The following is a 19138-nucleotide window of genomic DNA, read 5'->3' on the forward strand; positions in this document are numbered from 1 at the left end:
TCTCGCATAAAGAGAAATCGAGAGGTATATCTAGAGAGAGAGGGAAATACCTATGCAAGGATTTGTAGATTTTATTCAAGCTTTTCTAGACTTAGGAGCGACAGTAATCTTGCCAGTAGCGATTTTTATCCTTGGACTAGTATTTGGTCAAAAACCAGGGAAAGCATTTCGTTCTGGATTAACAATTGGAGTAGCATTTGTAGGTATATTCTTAGTAATTGATTTGTTAACGCTTAACTTAGGACCAGCTGCACAAGGAATGGTGGATCGATTAGGAGTAGATTTAAATGTAATTGATGTTGGTTGGCCAGCAACTTCATCGATTGCTTGGGCATCTGTCGTTGCAGCATTTATTATTCCACTAGGATTAGTTGTAAACGTTTTAATGTTATTGACGAAGACAACGAAAACGATGAACGTAGATATTTGGAATTATTGGCATTATACATTTATGGCTGCTGTTGTCTATACGATTTCAGGAAGTGTTATTCAAGGTTTAATTGCAGCACTGCTGTTCCAAATCGTCTGTCTTAAAGTTGCAGACTGGACACAACCAATGGTAAGTGATTTCTATGAAATGCCTGGGGTTTCTGTTGCAACAGGTAGTACGATTTCATATGCACCATTCATTTATTTAGTAAAATTAATTCAAAAAATTCCTGGACTAAATAAAATAAAGGCTGATCCAGATACCATTCAAAAACGTTTTGGTATATTTGGAGACTCCATGGTAATGGGATTAATCCTTGGTGCAGCAATTGGAGCACTTGCAGGATATGGTGTTGGCGATATTATCAATATCGGTATCTCCATGGCCGCTGTAATGGTGTTAATGCCTCGTATGGTTAAGATCTTAATGGAAGGCCTAATGCCTGTATCAGAGTCCGCACGTACATGGTTAAATAAACACTTTGGCGATCGCGAGATTTATATCGGACTGGATGCTGCTGTTCTATTAGGACATCCATCAGTAATTTCAACTGCACTTATTCTAACACCAATTACTGTACTGCTTGCAGTTATTTTACCTGGTAATGCTGTACTGCCATTTGGTGACTTAGCTACAATTCCTTTTGTAATCGCATTTGTAGTTGGTGCAGCTCGTGGGAACATCATTCACTCCATTATTGTTGGTACGATCATGATTGCGATATCGCTTTATCTAGCAACAGACATCGCTCCATTATTTACTGATATGGCTGCTACAGCAAGCATTAACTTGCCTGAAGGATCTGCAATGGTATCAAGTATTGACCAAGGCGGTAACCTAGTGAACTGGGTAATTTGGAAGATATTTGCAATCTTTAACTAATCTGTTCTCAAGTCTTACCCAAGATTAGTGATATTTCATTCAGTGAAGAAATCTAGTTTGAATCAAGTATTAATATTATATGAATCTAAATTCAACAGGAGGAAACAGGAATGAAAGCGTTAGTAAAAACAGAACTTGGATTTGGAAACTTAGAAGTACAAGATAGAGAAGAGCCACAAGTAGGAGAAAACCAAGTAAAAATAGAAGTAAAATACGCAGGAATTTGTGGATCAGACATTCATACGTATGAAGGACATTATAAAGTTGCAGCACCAGTAACATTAGGACATGAATTCTCGGGAGAAGTTGTCGAGGTTGGAGAAGGTGTTACAGAATTTAATATTGGTGATCGTGTTACATCAGAGACTACCTTCTATATTTGTGGAGAATGTGAATACTGCAAGTCTGGTGATTACAACCTATGTAACTATCGTAAAGGATTAGGGACGCAGCAAGATGGTGGATTTACTAACTATTTAATCGCTCGTAAAGAGAGTGTACACCATCTTCCTGAAAATGTTGATTATCAGTCGGCAGCAATGACAGAGCCATTGGCATGTACATATCATGCTGTAGCAAAAACTGAAATAAATGATGGAGATATCGTTGTCGTCATTGGACCAGGACCAATCGGGTTATTAGCAGCTCAAGTTGCAAAAAGCCGTGGAGCAACTGTGATTATAACCGGATTGACAAATGATAAAGTACGTTTAGATAAAGCTTTAGAGGTAGGAATTGATTATACCGTTAATACGCAAGAAGAAGATCTGAAAGAATTTGTCAATAAACTAACAGATGGTTATGGAGCAGATGTTGTTCTTGAGTGCTCAGGTGCCATACCAGCTGCAAAACAAGGCTTAGATGTTTTACGAAAAAAAGGGCAGTACGCACAAGTAGGTATATTCGCAAATTCAGAAGTACAATTTGATTTAGAAAAAATCATTCAAAAAGAAATTCGTGTTGTAGGCAGCAGAAGTCAAAAACCTGCAGACTGGGAGCCATCACTCGCATTAATGAATGAAGGAAAAGTAAATGCAAAAGCACTTGTAACACATGAATTTGACATAACGCAATGGGAAGAGGCATACCAAGCGATTAAAAGCGGGGAAGCAATAAAAGTATTGTTAACTCCAGTAAAATAAACGATTCAAGGGCTTTAGCTAATTCAGATATGCTACAGCCCTGTATTGCACGTATTCAGGGAAGGTGGATACTTACAATGAACAAAGAGGAATTAACTTCAATCATTGATTATACATTATTATCACCAACTGCAACGAAAGCGGATATTAAAGCATTTTGTGAAGAAACAATCGAATATGGATTTAAAACAGTTTTTGTAAACCCTTACTATGTTTCCTATGCGCATAGCCTCTTATCGCCACATGGCATTAAAGTCGGAGTTCCGATAGGCTTCTCGCTCGGAGGCGCAACTACATATGTAAAAGTAGAAGAAACGAAAGAAGCCATAAAAAATGGTGCAGAAGAGATTGATATGTTAGTAAATTTAGGTGCTTTAAAATCCGGTGAACATGATGTTGTAAAACATGATATTGAAGAAGTTGTGAAAGCATCTCAAGGCTTAACAACGAAGGTTATCATTGAAACAGCGTTATTAACAGATGAGGAAAAAGTAAAAGTAACGGAATTGATCATTGAAGCTGGAGCTGATTTTGTCAAGACAGCAACAGGATTCAATGGTGGCGGCGCAACGGTTGAAGATGTTAGATTACTCCGTTCCGTTGCAGGCAATAAAATCGGTGTAAAAGCTGCCGGTGGGGTTAAAATCTTTGAGGATGCAGTAAATATTGTAGAAGCAGGTGCCACCCGTATTGGTGCAAGTGGAGCAATCGCAATAATTAACGGCGATGTATCAACAGCATCTTATTAAATAATAAAGTGAGAAACGGTTAAGTATGCTGCTTAATCGTTTACCACTTTTCAGGAGAGAAGGGGAAATTTTGGTAGATGCACTTTTAGATTTCATGTTGGGGCCTATGAGAGGAATAAGTGATTTTTATTTCGAATACCAGCTTATATTTAACTCACTTATTGTTGGGTTTGCAGCTTATAAACTATATTTCAGTAAAAAAAAGGAAACAAATAATGAATCTGCAAGTTAGCTTAGGATGAAATTTTCATTTTGGCATGCCGCTGCGGAAATACACTGCGCTTTCCGCGGGCGGCTGGTGAGCCTCCTTGTGCTATCACACTTCGGAGTCTCACCTAGGCCGTTCCTCCCGCAGGAGTCTTCGTGTATTTCCTCCGCTGGGATTGTTATAAATTTACTGATAAGAATCGTTTCTGTGCTCCCAAATATGGCCGTTAATTGTAGCTGACGTTGCTTACGGAAAGTGACTGTAATCAACATTGCGCAAGGTCGCATATATCAACAGCTAATTATAATTGGGCACTTATAGCTACAAACTTTTAGAAAAAACCTTAAGTATATAGACATTGGAAGGATGATAAGGGTGAAGGCTTTAAATCTTTATGGCATACAAGATATCCGTTTTGAAGATAACACACCAGTTCCAGTAATTGAGAATGATGATGACGTTATTATTAAAGTAAAGTCTGTTGGAATATGTGGATCAGATACATCTAGATACAAAAAGCTAGGCCCGTATATAGAGGGAATGACGTTTGGCCATGAGTTTGCTGGTGAAGTGACAGAAGTGGGACCGGGCGTTGAAGGGATTAAAATTGGCGATCGTGTCGCAGGATGTCCTGCATTTGTATGCGGTGAATGTGAATATTGCCGTACTGGAGAGCCAGCACGCTGTGAGAAGCTAAGCGTAATTGGCGCGCGCCATCCAGGTGCTTACGCCGAATATACTAAATTACCTGCTACCCATATCATTCCCCTTCCAGATAATGTGGACTATGATACGGCAGCATTAGTTGAGCCATCCTCCGTAGTTGCACATGGTTTCTATCGAACAAAAATCCAACCAGGTTCAGAAGTAGCAATAATGGGTGTTGGTAGCATTGGTCTTCTTGCAGTACAATGGGCAAAGATTTTCGGTGCGAAAAAAGTTTATGCAATCGACATCGATGATACGAAACTCCAAATTGCTAAAGAACTAGGTGCTGACGTAGTAATCAATTCATTAGAAAAACCAGCACATGAACAAATTTTAGAATATACAAATGGACGTGGTGTAGATTTAGCAATTGAATCAGCAGGATCTCCAATCACTTCTTCACAAGTATTTGCATTACCAAGAAAAGGTGGTGAAGTCGTATTCATGGGGATTCCCTATGCGGATATTAATATCGAACGCTTTTATTTTGAGAAAATCGTCCGAAATGAATTAACAATATACGGTTCATGGAACGCGATTTCAGCGCCATTCCCAGGAAAAGAATGGATATCAACCGTACATTATATGAGTACTGGTCAAATCAATGTTAAACCAATGATTTCTCACAAGCTATCATTACAAGAAGGACCAGAAGCATTTCAAAAGGTAATTAATAGAGAGATAGATTCTGTTAAAGTTATCTTCCATCCGGAAGAAACGGCAGTATCGGGTCAGCTTGCTGGGGAAGCGGTAGGACAGGAGATATAGGTTAGATTAATTATTATTTTATTTGAAAAGACGTTTGTTGAACGTCTTTTTGATTTAATTTAATTCAAGTATAAAAATAATCGATGACAAAAGGTAATGTTGATTTTCACAGAAACCTGACATAATACTATCCCTTCACTGTAATTCTTTCTCCATACTTGACAAAATCCGCTCAAAACCTTATGATTTTACCAATGTAACTATAAGGAACATATGTAGCGAAAATGCAGGAAAAGAGAGATAGTATGTTAAATTGGGAAGAACGACGATTAATGGTGAAAGTATCGAAGCTATATTATTTTGAAGGCTTGACACAAGCGGAAATTGCAAAAAAACAAGGTGTTTCTCGCCCTGTTATATCTAAACTGTTAAATGCAGCGAAAAAAGAAGGTATCGTAGAAATTTACATAAAAGACGAGACAGTACATACAGTCGAATTAGAAGAGAAGCTTAGAAAGAAATATGACTTAAAAGAAGTTCTAGTTGTTTCAACTTCTGGATTTACACAAGAGATGGCAAAACGACAACTTGGAAAAACAGCTTCTTCATATATATCGAAGAACTTATCGAATGTTAAAAGCCTAGGAATATCATGGGGAAGCACACTGTTATCTTTAGTTGATGAATATCCATTTGAAAGAAGAGAGAATATCCATATAATCCCGATAATTGGCGGGATGGGAAATTCACATGTTTATTTGCATTCTAATCAGTTAGCATATAATTTAGCGCAAAAAATGAATGCAACATGTTCATACCTTTACGCACCTGCAATGGTAGAAAATGATGACTTAAAGGAAAGACTGGTAAATACAAAAGATGTTTCTCTTGTCCTTGAAGAAGGTAAGAACGTAGACATGGCGCTTGTTGGAATTGGTAATCCATTTAAAGAATCAACATTGGAAAAAATGGAATATTTGAATGACAGTGATTTAGTATCCCTTCATAAAGCTGGAGCAGTAGGAAATATAGGCTCATGTTTTTTTAATGAAGTTGGAGAAGAAATTGATCATCCATTAAATGATCGCTTTATTGGTTTAAATATCGAAGAAATTAAACAAATCCCAGAAGTAATCGGAATTGTTGAAGGATCCCATAAGTTGGAAAGTATTGAAGGAGCACTCCTTGGTGGGTGCTTAAATGTACTTATTACTGATGATCGAACAGCCCAAGCCTTATTATAAGTAATATAAAAAACGAACTCTCTACTAGGAGTTCGTTTTTTTATATTACTGTGTTGGAATAACGACAACCTTCAGTCCATCCTTATCTAGTGCTGTTTGGAAGGCCTTCTCGGTTTCTGCTAATGGGAAGGTGTGTGTAACAAAGAATGAAAAGTCAATTAGCATTTCATCAATCCATTTCACAGCTTCTATATGCAAATGACGGGGAGCACCATGTGTCCCAACAATGTGCAATTGTTTGTAAATAATATGATTTGTATTTAAAGAGGTTTCTTTTACGCTTTTATTGCCTGCAAAGAAAAGGAGTTTGCCTAGCTGCTTTGCAACTTCTAGTGCTTCCTTTTGTACTTGTGCTGATGGTGCTGTAATAATCACCGTATCAGCCCCTAGCCCCTCAGTTTCCTCTCGTACTTTTTGAACGGTATCCGTTATAGTAGGATCAATTACGATATCAGCTCCAGCTTCAAGTGCTAGTTTCTGTCTTGGTTTTGAGCGTTGGACTGCAATTACCTTTGCAGCCCCCATTTTTTTAGCGGCTGCGATGTACATGCAACCAATTGCTCCAGCACCATATACAACAACCGTATCACCAGCTTCCATTTTTACCTCATGGAGACCACTGAGCACACAAGAAAAGGGCTCTGATAAACTTGCTAATTCATAGGAAGTATTATCTGCTATTTTTTGAATGGATCCGTTTTCAATAAATTCCTTAGGTAAAACAACATATTCTGCAAACCCACCATCGATCTGATAACCGACGGATCTTCCGAGAACACAAAAATGCCCTTCGTTTTTTTGACAGAAATAGCATTCTCCACATGGAATATGTGCACCTAAGGTTACTCTATCCCCCATTCGGAATCTTGTTACTTGGCTGCCGATTTCGAGAACCTCACCAGCTATTTCGTGACCAATAACTCTGGGATAATGTACTCTATCATCTCCGTTTTGATAGATTCTTAGATCAGAACCGCATACACCAATTGCATGAACTTTTAATAGAACTTCATCAGGGCCTATCGTTGGATATTCACGTTTTTGTAGTGTTAACGCGTTCTTACCTGTAAGAGCCACTGCATACATGGAATTCATCTCCTTTTCTTAATCTTTAAAGCTTAATGTTCGTTTAATTAAGTATTGCATCGCCCTATTTTCTTCTTCTCTCTTTTTATTATCCCAACGTAAAATTGTCGACATCTCACTGGTAATGATTTCAAGTGATCGTTTAACCTTATCAAGATCAAATAAAAGATAACTTGTCCTGCGATCATAAAAGTCAGACAATGAGGCTACCATTTCATTGTCAATGGTATAGGCTAATTCAGCTAATATATTTCTTTCTTCTAAGTTTAAGTCCTTAGCGTTATATTCACTAATGGTTTGCAGTAATTTTTCAGTATTGGATCCATACCGTAATACGTACTGATAGATTTCTTCTTCTGCTAGATTTAACTCGATATAACGTCCATGTAAGAGCGTAGTTAATGACGTAATATCTTCTGCTGAATTGAATTGTGCGCCAGATAATTTGATATGGTCCGTTTTTGATGGTGTTATCGCTTTCTTTTCCTTTTTCTCAATATATTGCAGAATTCGTTCGGCCATTTTACGATACCCAGTTAATTTACCGCCTGCAATTGTTATTAATCCTGTATCTGATTCAAAGATTTCATCATGTCTGGATAGCTCAGACGGAGACTTACCATCTTCACCAATTAATGGTCGAATCCCAGCCCAGCTAGAAATTACATCATGAATATTAAGATTTAATGTAGGGAACATATCATGGAGACAACCAAGTAGGTATTCTACTTCTGATTTATTCACCATAATATTGTCCATATTCTCTGTGTATAGGGATTCGGTTGAACCGACATAAGTACGATTACCTACCGGGATAACTGCTATCATTCGACCTTTATGTTGAAAGTAAATGGAAGAATTAACTGGTAATGAATGATAATCAAAGACAATGTGTATCCCTTTTGCAAGTACCATATATTTACCTGTGACTGGACGATCCTTCTCTCTAACTTTGTCAACCCATGGACCTGCAGCGTTGACAATATGCTTTGCACGAATCGTTATCGTTTTATTATCGATATGATCCTTCACAACAATTCCTTTTACTTGGTTATTCGCATCTTTAAGAAAATCTGTCATTTCTGCATAGTTTAGGATAGTAGCCCCTTTTTCTGCTGCAGTTTTTGCTACTTCCATCGTTAAGCGACTATCATCTGTTCGATATTCAACATAAACGCCGCTTCCTTGAACTAATTTGCTATTAAAAAGCGGCTCATTTTCTAATGTGTTTTTCTTACCATAGATAGTATGGCGTTCCTCTTTTTTAACACCTGCTAGTCGATCATATAGTGTAAGCCCAGCTTTTAATGTTACTAGGTTATAAGATTCCTTTTTTATAATAGGGAAATTCATTTTAATTGGATAAACGAGGTGACGAGCATTTTTATATACGATATCGCGTTCACGTCCCGTTTCTTTGACTACAGGAATATCGAAATTCTGGAGGTATTTTAATCCACCGTGAATTAATTTCCCTGAACGACTGCTTGTGCCTGATGCAAAATCATATCGCTCGACCAATGCAACCTTTAGTCCTCTTGTTATTGCGTCTAATGCAATTCCACTTCCTGTAATCCCGCCACCAATAACCAAGATATCAAATGTTTCTTCTTCCAATTGATTTAATAATAAATCACGATTTAGCGTTGAAAATGTGTTTGAATTCATTCTATCAGCAGCCCCTTATCTATGTGATTAATTACATTTGTTCACGGTGATGTCGAATGTAAAATAATTATCTACAGTATATCTACTGTTTTCACTACCGTCAAGAAAGTGCTTACATTTGAAAGCTTGGTTAAATTAAGGTAATCCTTTGTTAATAGGTCATGAAGATGACAAGATTAGATGATATTTTTGTAAGCGTTTCCCTAATGGAGTATTTATGCTATTATATAATTATTTAATATTTACAAGTGTAATTGGGGGTAACGAAATGACAACTGAAGAACGACGATTAATGATAAAAGTAGCTAAGCTATATTATTTAGAAGGATGGACACAAAATCAAATTTGTAAAAAAGTTGGTAAATCGAGACCAATAATATCAAGATGGTTAAAACAAGCAAGGGAAGAAAGAATAGTTGAAATTTATATCAAAGATGAATCACTACACACAGTAGAGCTAGAGTTAATCCTAGAAAATAAGTATGACTTGAACGAAGTGACGGTAATTGCAACAAATAAGAATAATCAGGAAATGGTTATGCGCCACTTAGGAAGAACAGCAGCTACTTACCTTTCCAGTAAAATCGACGATATCAAGTCAATTGGAATATCATGGGGGAAGTCTGTACATGCATTGGTTGATGCTTTTACATATCAAAACAAACCACATATACATGTAATTCCATTAATTGGAGGATTGGGACAAAATAATGTTCATCTGCATTCAAACCATTTAACCTTTCAAATGGCACAAAAATTGGATACTAGCAGCTCTTACCTGTATGCTCCAGCAATGGTCGAAACAGTTAGTCTAAGAAACAATATCATGGAATCAAAGGATGTCTCAGAAGTATTGAATCAAGGTAAAAATGTAGATTTAGCAATCGTTGGTGTTGGAAATCCTTTAGAATCGACGATGACAGAGATGGGCTATCTAAATGATAAGGACCGTCTCAGTTTAGAAGAGTCAAACGTAATCGGAGATATTAATTCAAATTTTTATGACAGAGAAGGTATGGAGTTAGAACACCAAATAAATGATCGGATTATTGGATTGGACTTAAAGGACTTAGCGATAATACCAGAAGTTATGACAATTGTAAGCGGTGTGCACAAAATTGAAGCACTTCATGTAGCCTTAAAGAAACAATATATTACGACATTGTTTATTGATGATGTTACTGCTACTGCATTAATTGAAAGTTATTAATCTGGCATGACAAGCAGTTTGTAAAATTAATAAATACGTATTGACATATTTTTGTAAGCGCTTTATAATCCTTTACAAGAGTAACATTACAAAACAAATGTAAACGAAAGGATGATTTCATGGGGACATTTATAATAATATTTGCATCACTTTGGGCATTACAATTCTTTTTAACCCAATTGCAAGTAAGGCACTATCGATCAAATATTAAAGCGTTCATATCAAGGAAATCAGGCTATTTAGGCACAGGTTATTATAAAAAGTTTTTTGGTGCTGGGGCAGTTGTTTTACTAGTTTGTGATGATGAATTAGAAATAATTGAAGCAAAGATAATGAAAGGACTGACTGTATTTTCTAGGTTTAAAGATAAGAAAGAATTAATCGGATTGAGTTTATCGGAAAGTAAAGAGTCGGAATTTTTAAATAAGAGGGAAAAAAATGCGTTAAAAGGCTCTATAGAAATGATAAAAAAAGAATTTAATAAAGGAAAGGGGAATGAGTTATGGATTTCTTAATTAAACTAGCTGAAGGTTTTATTGGTATGTTCGAGGCTGGTGGAGAACAATTCATGGGAATGGTCACAGGGATAATTCCAATGCTAGTAGTATTAATTACAGCAGTTAATGCTATCATCCGATTTATTGGAGAGGAAAGGGTTTATGGCTTTGCACAAAAGTGTACCAAGTATTTTATATTCAGATATACATTATTCCCGTTTTTAGCAGTTTTCTTTTTAACAAATCCAATGTGTTACACATTTGGTCGCTTCTTACCGGAAAAACAAAAGCCTGCATTTTATGATTCAGCAGTATCATTTGTTCATCCGGTAACTGGATTATTCCCGCATGCAAACGCGGCAGAACTATTCGTTTATATGGGAATAGCAGCAGGTATTACAGAGCTTGGACTTTCGCTTGGACCATTGGCATTAAGGTTCTTACTTGTTGGGCTAGTTGTGATGCTACTTAGAGGATTGGTAACTGAGTTTATCACTGACCGCATGATAAAAAGTAAACAGAAAAATACGCAAGCAAATGTTGCTTAATCGTTCATATTCGGGGAGGGAGTAAGATGAGTAATTTTAGTTCTGTCAAGGTTACAAAAGGGTCATCTGGTTGGGGAGGACCTCTAGAAATCACGCCAAGTGAAGAGAAGAAATATATCGTTTCTGTTACTGGTGGAGGGATTCATCCGGTTGCTAAAGAAATTGCTAATCTAACAGGTGGTATTGCTATCGATGGATTTGAAAAATCAGTACCAAAAGAAGAGATTGCTGCTGCTGTCATTAACTGCGGAGGTACAGCAAGAAGTGGAGTCTATCCTAGAATGGGCATTATGACGATCAACACATTTAGTAATTCACCGTCTGGCCCTTTAATGAAGTATATTAAAGAAACAAATTTCGTTTCGGGTGTTGAGGTCAAAAATATTTTAGTGACTGAGGAAGCAGCAGCTGTAGAGAAACCTGAAATTGCTACTAATGAAGCAAAAGAAAAAGATAAAAACAACGACTCGTTATTAAATAAAAATGTAGCGACACAATTAAAACAAGAAGCGAAGGAAAAGGTTGCACAACAACAGGTTGGTACAGAAAAGAAAAAGAATCCGATTATGGCTTTAATCGATTTTTTAGGCAATAAGGTTGGTAATGTAATCAGTATATTCTTCCAATCTGGTCGAGATACAATTGATACCATTATAAAAAATATCCTGCCGTTTATGGCATTTGTAAGTGCGCTAATCGGAATTATTAACTATACGGGTATTGGGAACTGGATTGCCAATTTTGTAGCTCCTTTAGCAACAAGTTTAACAGGAATGCTGATTCTATCACTGATTGCAGCAATACCGATTATTTCTCCACTACTAGCACCAGGAGCAGTTATTGCACAGGTAGTAGGTGTGTTAATTGGGATAGAAATTGGATTAGGAAATATTCCTCCGCAAATGGCGTTACCAGCATTATTTGCAATTAATCCTCAAGTTGGAACAGACTTTGTTCCTGTTGGATTAACGTTAGGAGAAGCAGAGCCAGAAACGATAGAAATTGGAGTCCCTGCTGTACTATTTTCACGTTTGATCACGGGACCTGCAGCAGTAGTAATTGCTTATTTCGCAAGTTTTGGATTATACAGCTAAGTAAATTGTCTAATATTGACAAATAAAAGTAAGCGCTCTATAATTACAAATGTAAACAGTTAGAACATTTGTAAAAAGATAGGGTTTATTATTGAGGAGGTAGAACATGGAGATGGTAAAGTCACCTTATTTACAAATTAATGTTACAGAGATCGGTGAGGAAGCATCACTAATGGCTGAAGATGGAATGATAATATTATTTAATGATACCGTTCCGTTTGAATTGAAGAGTATCGCGGTTGTGCATGATAATGAATCAATCACAGCAGAACTAAAAGCAGGGGACGAAATGGAAATCGATGGCGAAGCATTCAAGATTCTGCATGTTGGGAATAAAGTTAGTGAGACAATGAAGGAGCTTGGACATGCCACATTTCACTTTAGTGGAGAGGATTCTTCGGATATGCCAGGAACGGTTAGTTTAGAAAATAAAGAAATTCCACAGATAAATAAAGATTCTATTATTTCGTTTATTAGAAATTAATCTATTAGAGTAGGGGTGAAGGGGATGCTCGGATTAAATCGAAAACTAGCTAGGCTAGAAAATGATGGGGCTTATATAAAAGTAGGACTTGTAGGGGCAGGACAAATGGGAAGAGGAATGATTTCCCAGATTGAAAGCATGAAAGGAATGCGTGTCGTCATAACTGCAGACTTGAATGTTGATAACATTACAAGCGCATATGAGAATGCTGGAATTGACTTTTCTAATATTATTGTCACAGAAGATTCAGATGCAGCTGAAAATGCTATTAAAGAAAACAAGGTTATTGCTACTAAAAATATGAAGCTCGTTACATCATTAACAGAAGTAGATGTTGTAGTAGATGCGACTGGAGTACCGAATATCGGAGCTGAGATTGCATGGGATGCAATTTTAAATAAAAAGCATATTGTAATGCTTAATGTAGAAGCGGACGTTACAGTCGGGCCAATCCTAAAGAAAGTGGCTGATGCTAGTGGGGTAGTATATACAGGATCTGCTGGGGATGAACCAGGTGCAATTATGGAGCTATATGATTTTGCTGATGCAATGGGATTTGAAATTGTGGCATTAGGAAAGGGCAAAAACAATCCTTTGAATTTGGAAGCGAATCCAACCACGGCAGAAGAGGAAGCTAAATCCAAGGGTTCCAGTCCTAAAATGCTTGCATCTTTTCAAGATGGAACAAAAACAATGGTAGAAATGAACGCGGTTGCAAATGCTACAGGATTTTTGCCAGATGTACCCGGCATGCACGGATTCAAGGGCACGGTATCTGAGCTTCCAGGAATTTTCCTAGAGAAGGAACGTGGTGGGGTGCTTAATGGTAGAAAAGTAGTAGATTTTGTAAATGGAGTAGCACCAGGAGTATTTGCTATCATAGCTTCTGATAAAGAAGAAGTAAACGCTGAGATGAAATATCTAAAAATGGGTGATGGGCCAAATTATATTCTCTATCGTCCGTACCACTTAACGAGTCTGGAAACACCGTTATCAATAGCAAAGGCGTACTTTGACCATGAAGCAACAATTGCACCATATTATGGATTGCAAGCTGAAACGGTCACTGTTGCCAAAAAGGATTTAAATGAGGGTGATCATTTAGATACTATCGGAGGATATACGGTCTACGGAAAATTGCTTAAGGCTGATGAAGCAAAAGAGAGCCGCGCACTTCCAATAGGATTAGTAGATTCTAATGTAAAGCTAACGAGATCGATTAAAAAAGGCGAAATAATTACGTATGACGATATTATCCAAACGAAGGAATCAACTATTTGGAAGTTACGTTCGATGCAAGATAATGCTTAACATAGCAAAATCCCCTCCGATTTCATTTGAGAGGGGATTTTATTTTTTACAATATACTTGATTTTTCTAAAGATTAACGATATTATATTTACATAAGTTCAGTATAAGAACATTTGTAAAAAATGTTAGGTTATATATATTAAAAGGAGAGTGACCAAAATGGAACAAACGAAATCACTAAAGCTCGTTCCAGAAATATCGGATGAAAAGTTAAAGGATTTATACAAACAAATGTGGCTAATCCGTTACTTTGACGAACAGGTGGACCAATTTTTCGCTAAAGGGATGATTCATGGGACAACACATCTAGCTGTAGGTCAGGAAGCGACAGCGGTTGGTGCATGTGCATTACTTTCAGATGAAGATAAGATTACGAGTACACACCGAGGACATGGTCATAGTATTGCTAAAGGTGGCCGTGTAGATAAAATGATGGCTGAATTATTCGGTAGAACAACGGGTTACTGTAAAGGAAAAGGCGGTTCAATGCATATCGCTGATTTAGATAAAGGAAATCTTGGTGCGATGGGAATTGTTGGTGGTGGTATTCCTTTAGCCGTTGGATCTGCACTTACTGCACATATGAAAAAGCTTGAATATGTAACCGTTTGCTTTTTCGGTGATGGTGCTTCGAATGAAGGGAGCTTCCATGAAGCGGTAAATATGGCGTCTATTTGGGATTTACCGGTCGTGTTTTTCTGTGAAAACAATCAGTACGGAATGTCAGGGAATGTAAAAGAAATGACGAATATTGAAAATATTGCGGAACGTGCCGCAGCATATGGGATTCCAGGAGTTGTGATTGATGGAAATAACATCATTGAAGTAATCAATGCAACTTACGAAGCAACAGAAAGAGCAAGACGTGGTGAAGGACCAACATTGATTGAAGCAAAAACCTATCGCTGGAAAGGTCATTCTAAGAGTGATGCGAAGAAATATCGTACACGTGAAGAAGAAAAAGATTGGCGTGAAAATAGAGATCCAATCAAGAAATTTAAGGAAGAACTAATAGAAGCAGGAATTGTGACAGAAGAAGAGGCCGAGAAGATTAAGCAAGAAGCGAAGCAAGATTTAGATGATGCCGTTCAATTTGCACAGGATAGTCCAATGCCAACACTTGATGATTTATTAACGGATGTATATGCCTAAGGGGAGGGATAAATAATGAGAGAGTTAACATATTTAGAAGCGGTTAGAGAAGCAATGAGTCTGGAAATGCGTAAAAACGATGATGTATTTTTGATGGGTGAAGATATTGGTGTATATGGTGGCGCTTTCGGGGTAACTCGGGGAATGATTGAAGAATTTGGACCTGAACGCATTCGAAATACGCCAATTAGTGAAGCAGGAATCGCTGGGGCAGCAGTAGGTTCAGCACTTACTGGAATGCGACCAATCATGGAATTACAATTCTCGGATTTTATTACAATTGCACTAGACCAGATCGTAAACCAAGCTGCTAAATTGCGCTACATGTACGGTGGAAAAGGAAAAGTGCCGATGGTAGTAAGAACTCCAAGTGGTTCAGGTACCGGTGCAGCTGCACAGCACTCACAAAGCCTAGAAGCTTGGGTAGCACATATTCCAGGGTTAAAAGTAGTCCAGCCATCAACAGCATACGATGTAAAGGGACTTTTAAAAGCTGCAATGGATGATGATAATCCAGTTATTTTTTACGAACATAAATTGCTTTATAAAACGAGTTCAGAAGTACCGGAAGAAGAGTACAGCATTCCTTTAGGTAAAGCAGATATTAAACGTGAAGGTACGGATGTGACGATTGTTGCATCAGCAATTATGGTGCATAAAGCATTAGAGGCAGCAGCAGAACTTGAGAAGGAAGGTATCAGTGTAGAGATTGTTGATCCACGTACACTTGTACCACTGGACACAGAAACTATCATTCAATCGGTAACAAAAACAGGGCGCTTAGTAGTAGTGCATGAAGCAGTGAAGCGTGGGGGCTTTGGTGGAGAGATTGCTAGTATGATAGCTGAAAGTGAAGCATTTGATTACTTAGATGCGCCAATTAAACGTTTAGGTGGAATTTCCGCGCCGATTCCATACAATCCAGAATTGGAAAAAGCTGCAGTTCCACAAGTTCCAGATATTATTAATGCAGTCAAAGAAACGTTAAACAAGTAAGGGGGAAACTGACATGTTGAAGGAAGTATTTATGCCGAAATTGAGCAGTACCATGGAGGTTGGTACCCTACTTGAATGGTTTAAAGCAGAGGGAGATACCGTTGACGTAGGTGAACCAATATTCGAGATTATGACCGATAAAATCAATATCGAAGTAGAATCTTATGAAGAAGGGATTTTATTAAAAAAATATTATGAAGTTGACGATGAAATTCCAGTAAATGCAGTTGTTGCATATATAGGCGATAAAAATGATGTAGCTCCAGAAACTCCGACTGCAATTGAAGCTGAGGATGAAACAGCTGCAACGGCGGACGCTCCAGAGGCAGAGATCGCTGAAAACGCGATTAATGAGGAAAGCCTGGACACGAATGAAAAGGTTCGTGCAACACCTGCAGCTAGAAGAGTGGCGCGTGAAAATAACACGACCTTTAATGGGGTTCAAGGTTCAGGTCCTAAAGGTAGAATCCACGAACAAGACATCCTAGATGCAATTAACAATAAATCTAATAAACTCGTAACACCTTTAGCAGCTAAAATCGCGGCAGATCAAGGCATAGATATTGCTGAGGTTCATGGAACAGGTTCAAGAGGGAAAGTAGTGAAGCAGGATATCCTTAATAACCAACAACCACAAACTGAAGTCACCGAAGAAGTCGAACGGATTAAGTTGAAAGGTCTACGTAAAGCAGTTGCAGATAAGATGCTGCAAAATGCACAATCAATTCCACATGTCACATTAACGACAGATGTGGATATGACTAGGGCAATAGAGCTGCGTAAAGCCTTACTTCCAGTTATCGAATCACAAACAAGCTACAGAGTGTCATATACAGAAATTATTATGAAGGCAACAGCAAGCACATTAAAGCAACACCCTCGGGTCAATGCATCGCTTATTGGAAATGAAATTATAATAAATAAATCAATCAATCTTGGTCTAGCTGTTGCAGTCGAGGATGGATTAATCGTACCTTCTGTTGCGAATGTTGATAAATTAGGATTAGCGGATTTAACGACGGTGAGTAAGGAACTTGGTGCCAAAGCTAGACATAACAAATTAACACCAGATGAAATGAAGGGTAGTACATTCACTATCAGTAATCTAGGGATGTATGCAATCGATGGATTTACTCCAATTATCAATGCACCAGAGACAGCGATTTTAGGTGTTGGCCGTATTGTAGAAAAGGCAGTAGTTGTTGATGGTTCTGTTGTCGTACGTCCAATCATGGTTCTAAGTCTATCCTTTGACCACCGTGCAATTGATGGTGCACCAGCCGCAGCATTTTTAACAGAATTAAAAGAATGTCTAGAAAATCCATGGGCACTATTGGTGTAGGAGGTTATTAAGATGAAGACGTTTGATTTAGCAATCATAGGTGGCGGTCCAGGAGGATATGTTGCCGCGATTCGTGCAGCGAAAGAAGGACTGTCGGTTGCTTTAATAGAAGGCAGAGATTTGGGTGGAACATGTTTAAATCGAGGATGTGTTCCTTCCAAAACATTGCTTAAGCATGCTGAAGTTATTGAACAGATTAAGGATGCCAAAACATTTGGTATTACTGTAAATGATTTTTCTTACTCCATAGAGAATATGATAAAGCGAAAAAATAAAGTTATAAATACATTGAAGAGCGGTATTAAAGGATTAATTAAACAAAGTAAAATTACAATGATAGAAGGATATGGTATTGTTTCGAAAGATAAAACGGTAACAGTTACAACAGGCAATGAAGAAGAAAAAATCCAAGCTGAAAACATTATCCTGGCAAATGGATCCAAACCATTCGTACCTCCGTTTCCCGGATTGGAAGAGGGTTCCTATCATACGAGCGATACTATATTTGATATCGAGGAAGTCCCATCCCATATGGTGATTGTCGGCGGTGGTGTTATTGGTCTAGAGATTGCTTGTATTTTTAATAGTTTTGGAACAACAGTGGAAATCGTCGAGATGGCAGATCGTATTATACCGAATGAAGATGTGGACGCTACAAAATTCCTGACAAAGCAATTAACAAAAAAGGGAATCAGCATTCGCACTGGAACGAAAATTACGGGCTTTAAAAATGAAAATGGAAAAGCTATCGTTGAAATGGAAATGAATAATGAAAAGATTTCTTTAGAAACGGATAGTATTTTAGTAGCTGTCGGAAGAACACCGAATCTTACTGGAATAGAAGATCTCCCTGTCAAATTTGATGGGAAATTTGTTAAGGTAAACAAAGATTTGGAGTCCAGCCTCTCAGGGATCTACGCAATTGGTGATTTAATCGGTGGATATCAGCTAGCACATGCAGCAAGTGAAGAAGGAATAAAAGCCGTGAAGCACATTGTTGGAAAGGAAGACAAATCTGATATGCTAATTCCACGCTGTGTCTACACCTTCCCGGAAATCGCAAGCGTAGGTATTACCGAAGTCGAAGCAAAGAAAGCCGGTTATAAGGTAAAAGTGAAAAAAGTTGATTTAGCGGCTAATGGAAAAGCTATTGCTTCTAATGAAAACAGTGGCTTCGTGAAAATAATCGCCGAGGAAAAATATGGTGAAATCCTTGGTGTTGTCATGGTCGGTCCACATGTAACAGAAATGATTAGCTCAGGAACAGCGTTCATGCATTTAGAAGGTACTGTCGAAGAACTAGAAAATATGGTATTCCCGCATCCCACTGTATCCGAAGCATTGACAGAGGCTGCAGCGGCTTGGATGGGGAAGGGAATTCATTATAGCTGAGGTTTGTAATTGGATTAGTTTGAGGAATAATAAAAGAAGACTAATAGAACGAATGGTAGAATTTCTATTATAGTGAAAGTAATTTTGATAAGTAAAATGATACAATATCGCGATGTACAAGGTTAAGATTTCTATTCTCTGTTAATCATAGAAGCACTCCTACTGTCTTTTTGGTATTTTGGTCAATTACCATTATTGAAGACTTCTGGGAGGTGCTTCTTTTTCTTGTTTTAAATCTCTTACCATGAAATGGATAATAATTATGGAATTAACTAAAATATTAATAA

17 protein-coding genes are annotated in these 19138 nt (G+C 37.7%); 15 read left to right on the forward strand and 2 right to left on the reverse strand.

The annotated features are described in order from the left end of the window. The first annotated feature begins 52 nt into the window (after positions 1 to 52). From CWR45_RS05510 to CWR45_RS05530, 5 genes are all read left to right on the forward strand, one after another. A complete protein-coding gene (locus CWR45_RS05510; RefSeq protein WP_115748790.1) occupies positions 53 to 1312 on the forward strand; it encodes a galactitol-specific PTS transporter subunit IIC in 1260 nt (419 codons plus the stop codon). Positions 1313 to 1422: 110 nt separating this feature from the next. Continuing rightward, positions 1423 to 2454: a zinc-binding dehydrogenase gene (locus CWR45_RS05515; RefSeq protein WP_115748791.1), complete on the forward strand. Its 1032-nt coding sequence runs from the start codon at positions 1423 to 1425 to the stop codon at positions 2452 to 2454. Positions 2455 to 2531: 77 nt separating this feature from the next. Beyond that, a complete protein-coding gene (gene deoC, locus CWR45_RS05520) occupies positions 2532 to 3203 on the forward strand; it encodes a deoxyribose-phosphate aldolase (RefSeq protein WP_115748792.1) in 672 nt (223 codons plus the stop codon). A 583-nt stretch (positions 3204 to 3786) separates the two neighbouring features. Further along, a complete protein-coding gene (locus CWR45_RS05525; protein ID WP_115748793.1) occupies positions 3787 to 4887 on the forward strand; it encodes a galactitol-1-phosphate 5-dehydrogenase in 1101 nt (366 codons plus the stop codon). A gap of 245 nt (positions 4888 to 5132) precedes the next feature. Next, positions 5133 to 6071 (forward strand): sugar-binding transcriptional regulator, encoded by a 939-nt coding sequence (locus CWR45_RS05530; RefSeq protein ID WP_115748794.1) that lies wholly within the window; start codon positions 5133 to 5135, stop codon positions 6069 to 6071. 45 nt (positions 6072 to 6116) lie between these two features. Here the strand turns inward: CWR45_RS05530 and CWR45_RS05535 are convergent, their stop codons facing one another. Then, positions 6117 to 7157 carry an alcohol dehydrogenase catalytic domain-containing protein gene (locus CWR45_RS05535; RefSeq protein WP_170138798.1) on the reverse strand — a complete coding sequence of 347 codons (1041 nt, stop codon included), beginning with the start codon at positions 7155 to 7157 and terminating at the stop codon, positions 6117 to 6119. Positions 7158 to 7175: 18 nt separating this feature from the next. Beyond that, positions 7176 to 8825 carry a glycerol-3-phosphate dehydrogenase/oxidase gene (locus CWR45_RS05540; RefSeq protein WP_115748796.1) on the reverse strand — a complete coding sequence of 550 codons (1650 nt, stop codon included), beginning with the start codon at positions 8823 to 8825 and terminating at the stop codon, positions 7176 to 7178. A gap of 268 nt (positions 8826 to 9093) precedes the next feature. On the opposite strand from CWR45_RS05540, the gene CWR45_RS05545 reads away from it, so the two are divergent. The 10 genes from CWR45_RS05545 (at position 9094) to lpdA (ending at position 18851) form a co-directional block, all read left to right on the forward strand. Then, the gene (locus tag CWR45_RS05545) at positions 9094 to 10035 is read left to right on the forward strand and encodes a sugar-binding transcriptional regulator (protein ID WP_170138799.1); all 942 of its coding nucleotides are present in this window, start codon (positions 9094 to 9096) and stop codon (positions 10033 to 10035) included. Between the two features lie 119 nt (positions 10036 to 10154). After that, positions 10155 to 10550: a transcriptional regulator GutM gene (locus CWR45_RS05550; protein ID WP_115748798.1), complete on the forward strand. Its 396-nt coding sequence runs from the start codon at positions 10155 to 10157 to the stop codon at positions 10548 to 10550. Further along, a complete protein-coding gene (srlA, locus tag CWR45_RS05555; protein WP_115748799.1) occupies positions 10538 to 11080 on the forward strand; it encodes a PTS glucitol/sorbitol transporter subunit IIC in 543 nt (180 codons plus the stop codon). The genes CWR45_RS05550 and srlA overlap by 13 nt, the downstream gene beginning before the upstream one ends. A 26-nt stretch (positions 11081 to 11106) precedes the next feature. Next, the gene (srlE, locus tag CWR45_RS05560) at positions 11107 to 12174 is read left to right on the forward strand and encodes a PTS glucitol/sorbitol transporter subunit IIB (protein ID WP_115748801.1); all 1068 of its coding nucleotides are present in this window, start codon (positions 11107 to 11109) and stop codon (positions 12172 to 12174) included. A 106-nt stretch (positions 12175 to 12280) separates the two neighbouring features. Then, complete coding sequence (locus tag CWR45_RS05565) at positions 12281 to 12658, forward strand: PTS glucitol/sorbitol transporter subunit IIA (protein WP_115748803.1); 378 nt, start codon at positions 12281 to 12283, stop codon at positions 12656 to 12658. A 24-nt stretch (positions 12659 to 12682) separates the two neighbouring features. After that, positions 12683 to 13969: an NAD(P)H-dependent oxidoreductase gene (locus tag CWR45_RS05570; RefSeq protein ID WP_115748804.1), complete on the forward strand. Its 1287-nt coding sequence runs from the start codon at positions 12683 to 12685 to the stop codon at positions 13967 to 13969. A 159-nt stretch (positions 13970 to 14128) separates the two neighbouring features. Further along, positions 14129 to 15121 carry a thiamine pyrophosphate-dependent dehydrogenase E1 component subunit alpha gene (locus tag CWR45_RS05575; protein ID WP_115748806.1) on the forward strand — a complete coding sequence of 331 codons (993 nt, stop codon included), beginning with the start codon at positions 14129 to 14131 and terminating at the stop codon, positions 15119 to 15121. Between the two features lie 15 nt (positions 15122 to 15136). Beyond that, entirely contained in the window at positions 15137 to 16117 is a 981-nt protein-coding gene (locus tag CWR45_RS05580) for an alpha-ketoacid dehydrogenase subunit beta (RefSeq protein WP_115748808.1), read from the forward strand. A 13-nt stretch (positions 16118 to 16130) separates the two neighbouring features. Next, on the forward strand, positions 16131 to 17459 hold the full coding sequence (locus CWR45_RS05585; RefSeq protein ID WP_115748810.1) for a dihydrolipoamide acetyltransferase family protein: 1329 nt from the start codon (positions 16131 to 16133) through the stop codon (positions 17457 to 17459). A gap of 12 nt (positions 17460 to 17471) precedes the next feature. After that, positions 17472 to 18851, forward strand: coding sequence for a dihydrolipoyl dehydrogenase (lpdA, locus tag CWR45_RS05590; protein WP_115748812.1), 1380 nt, complete (start codon positions 17472 to 17474; stop codon positions 18849 to 18851). Positions 18852 to 19138 lie beyond the last annotated feature (287 nt).

The sequence above is a fragment of the Oceanobacillus chungangensis genome (genome assembly GCF_003369565.1).
GTDB lineage: Bacteria > Bacillota > Bacilli > Bacillales > Amphibacillaceae > Oceanobacillus > Oceanobacillus chungangensis.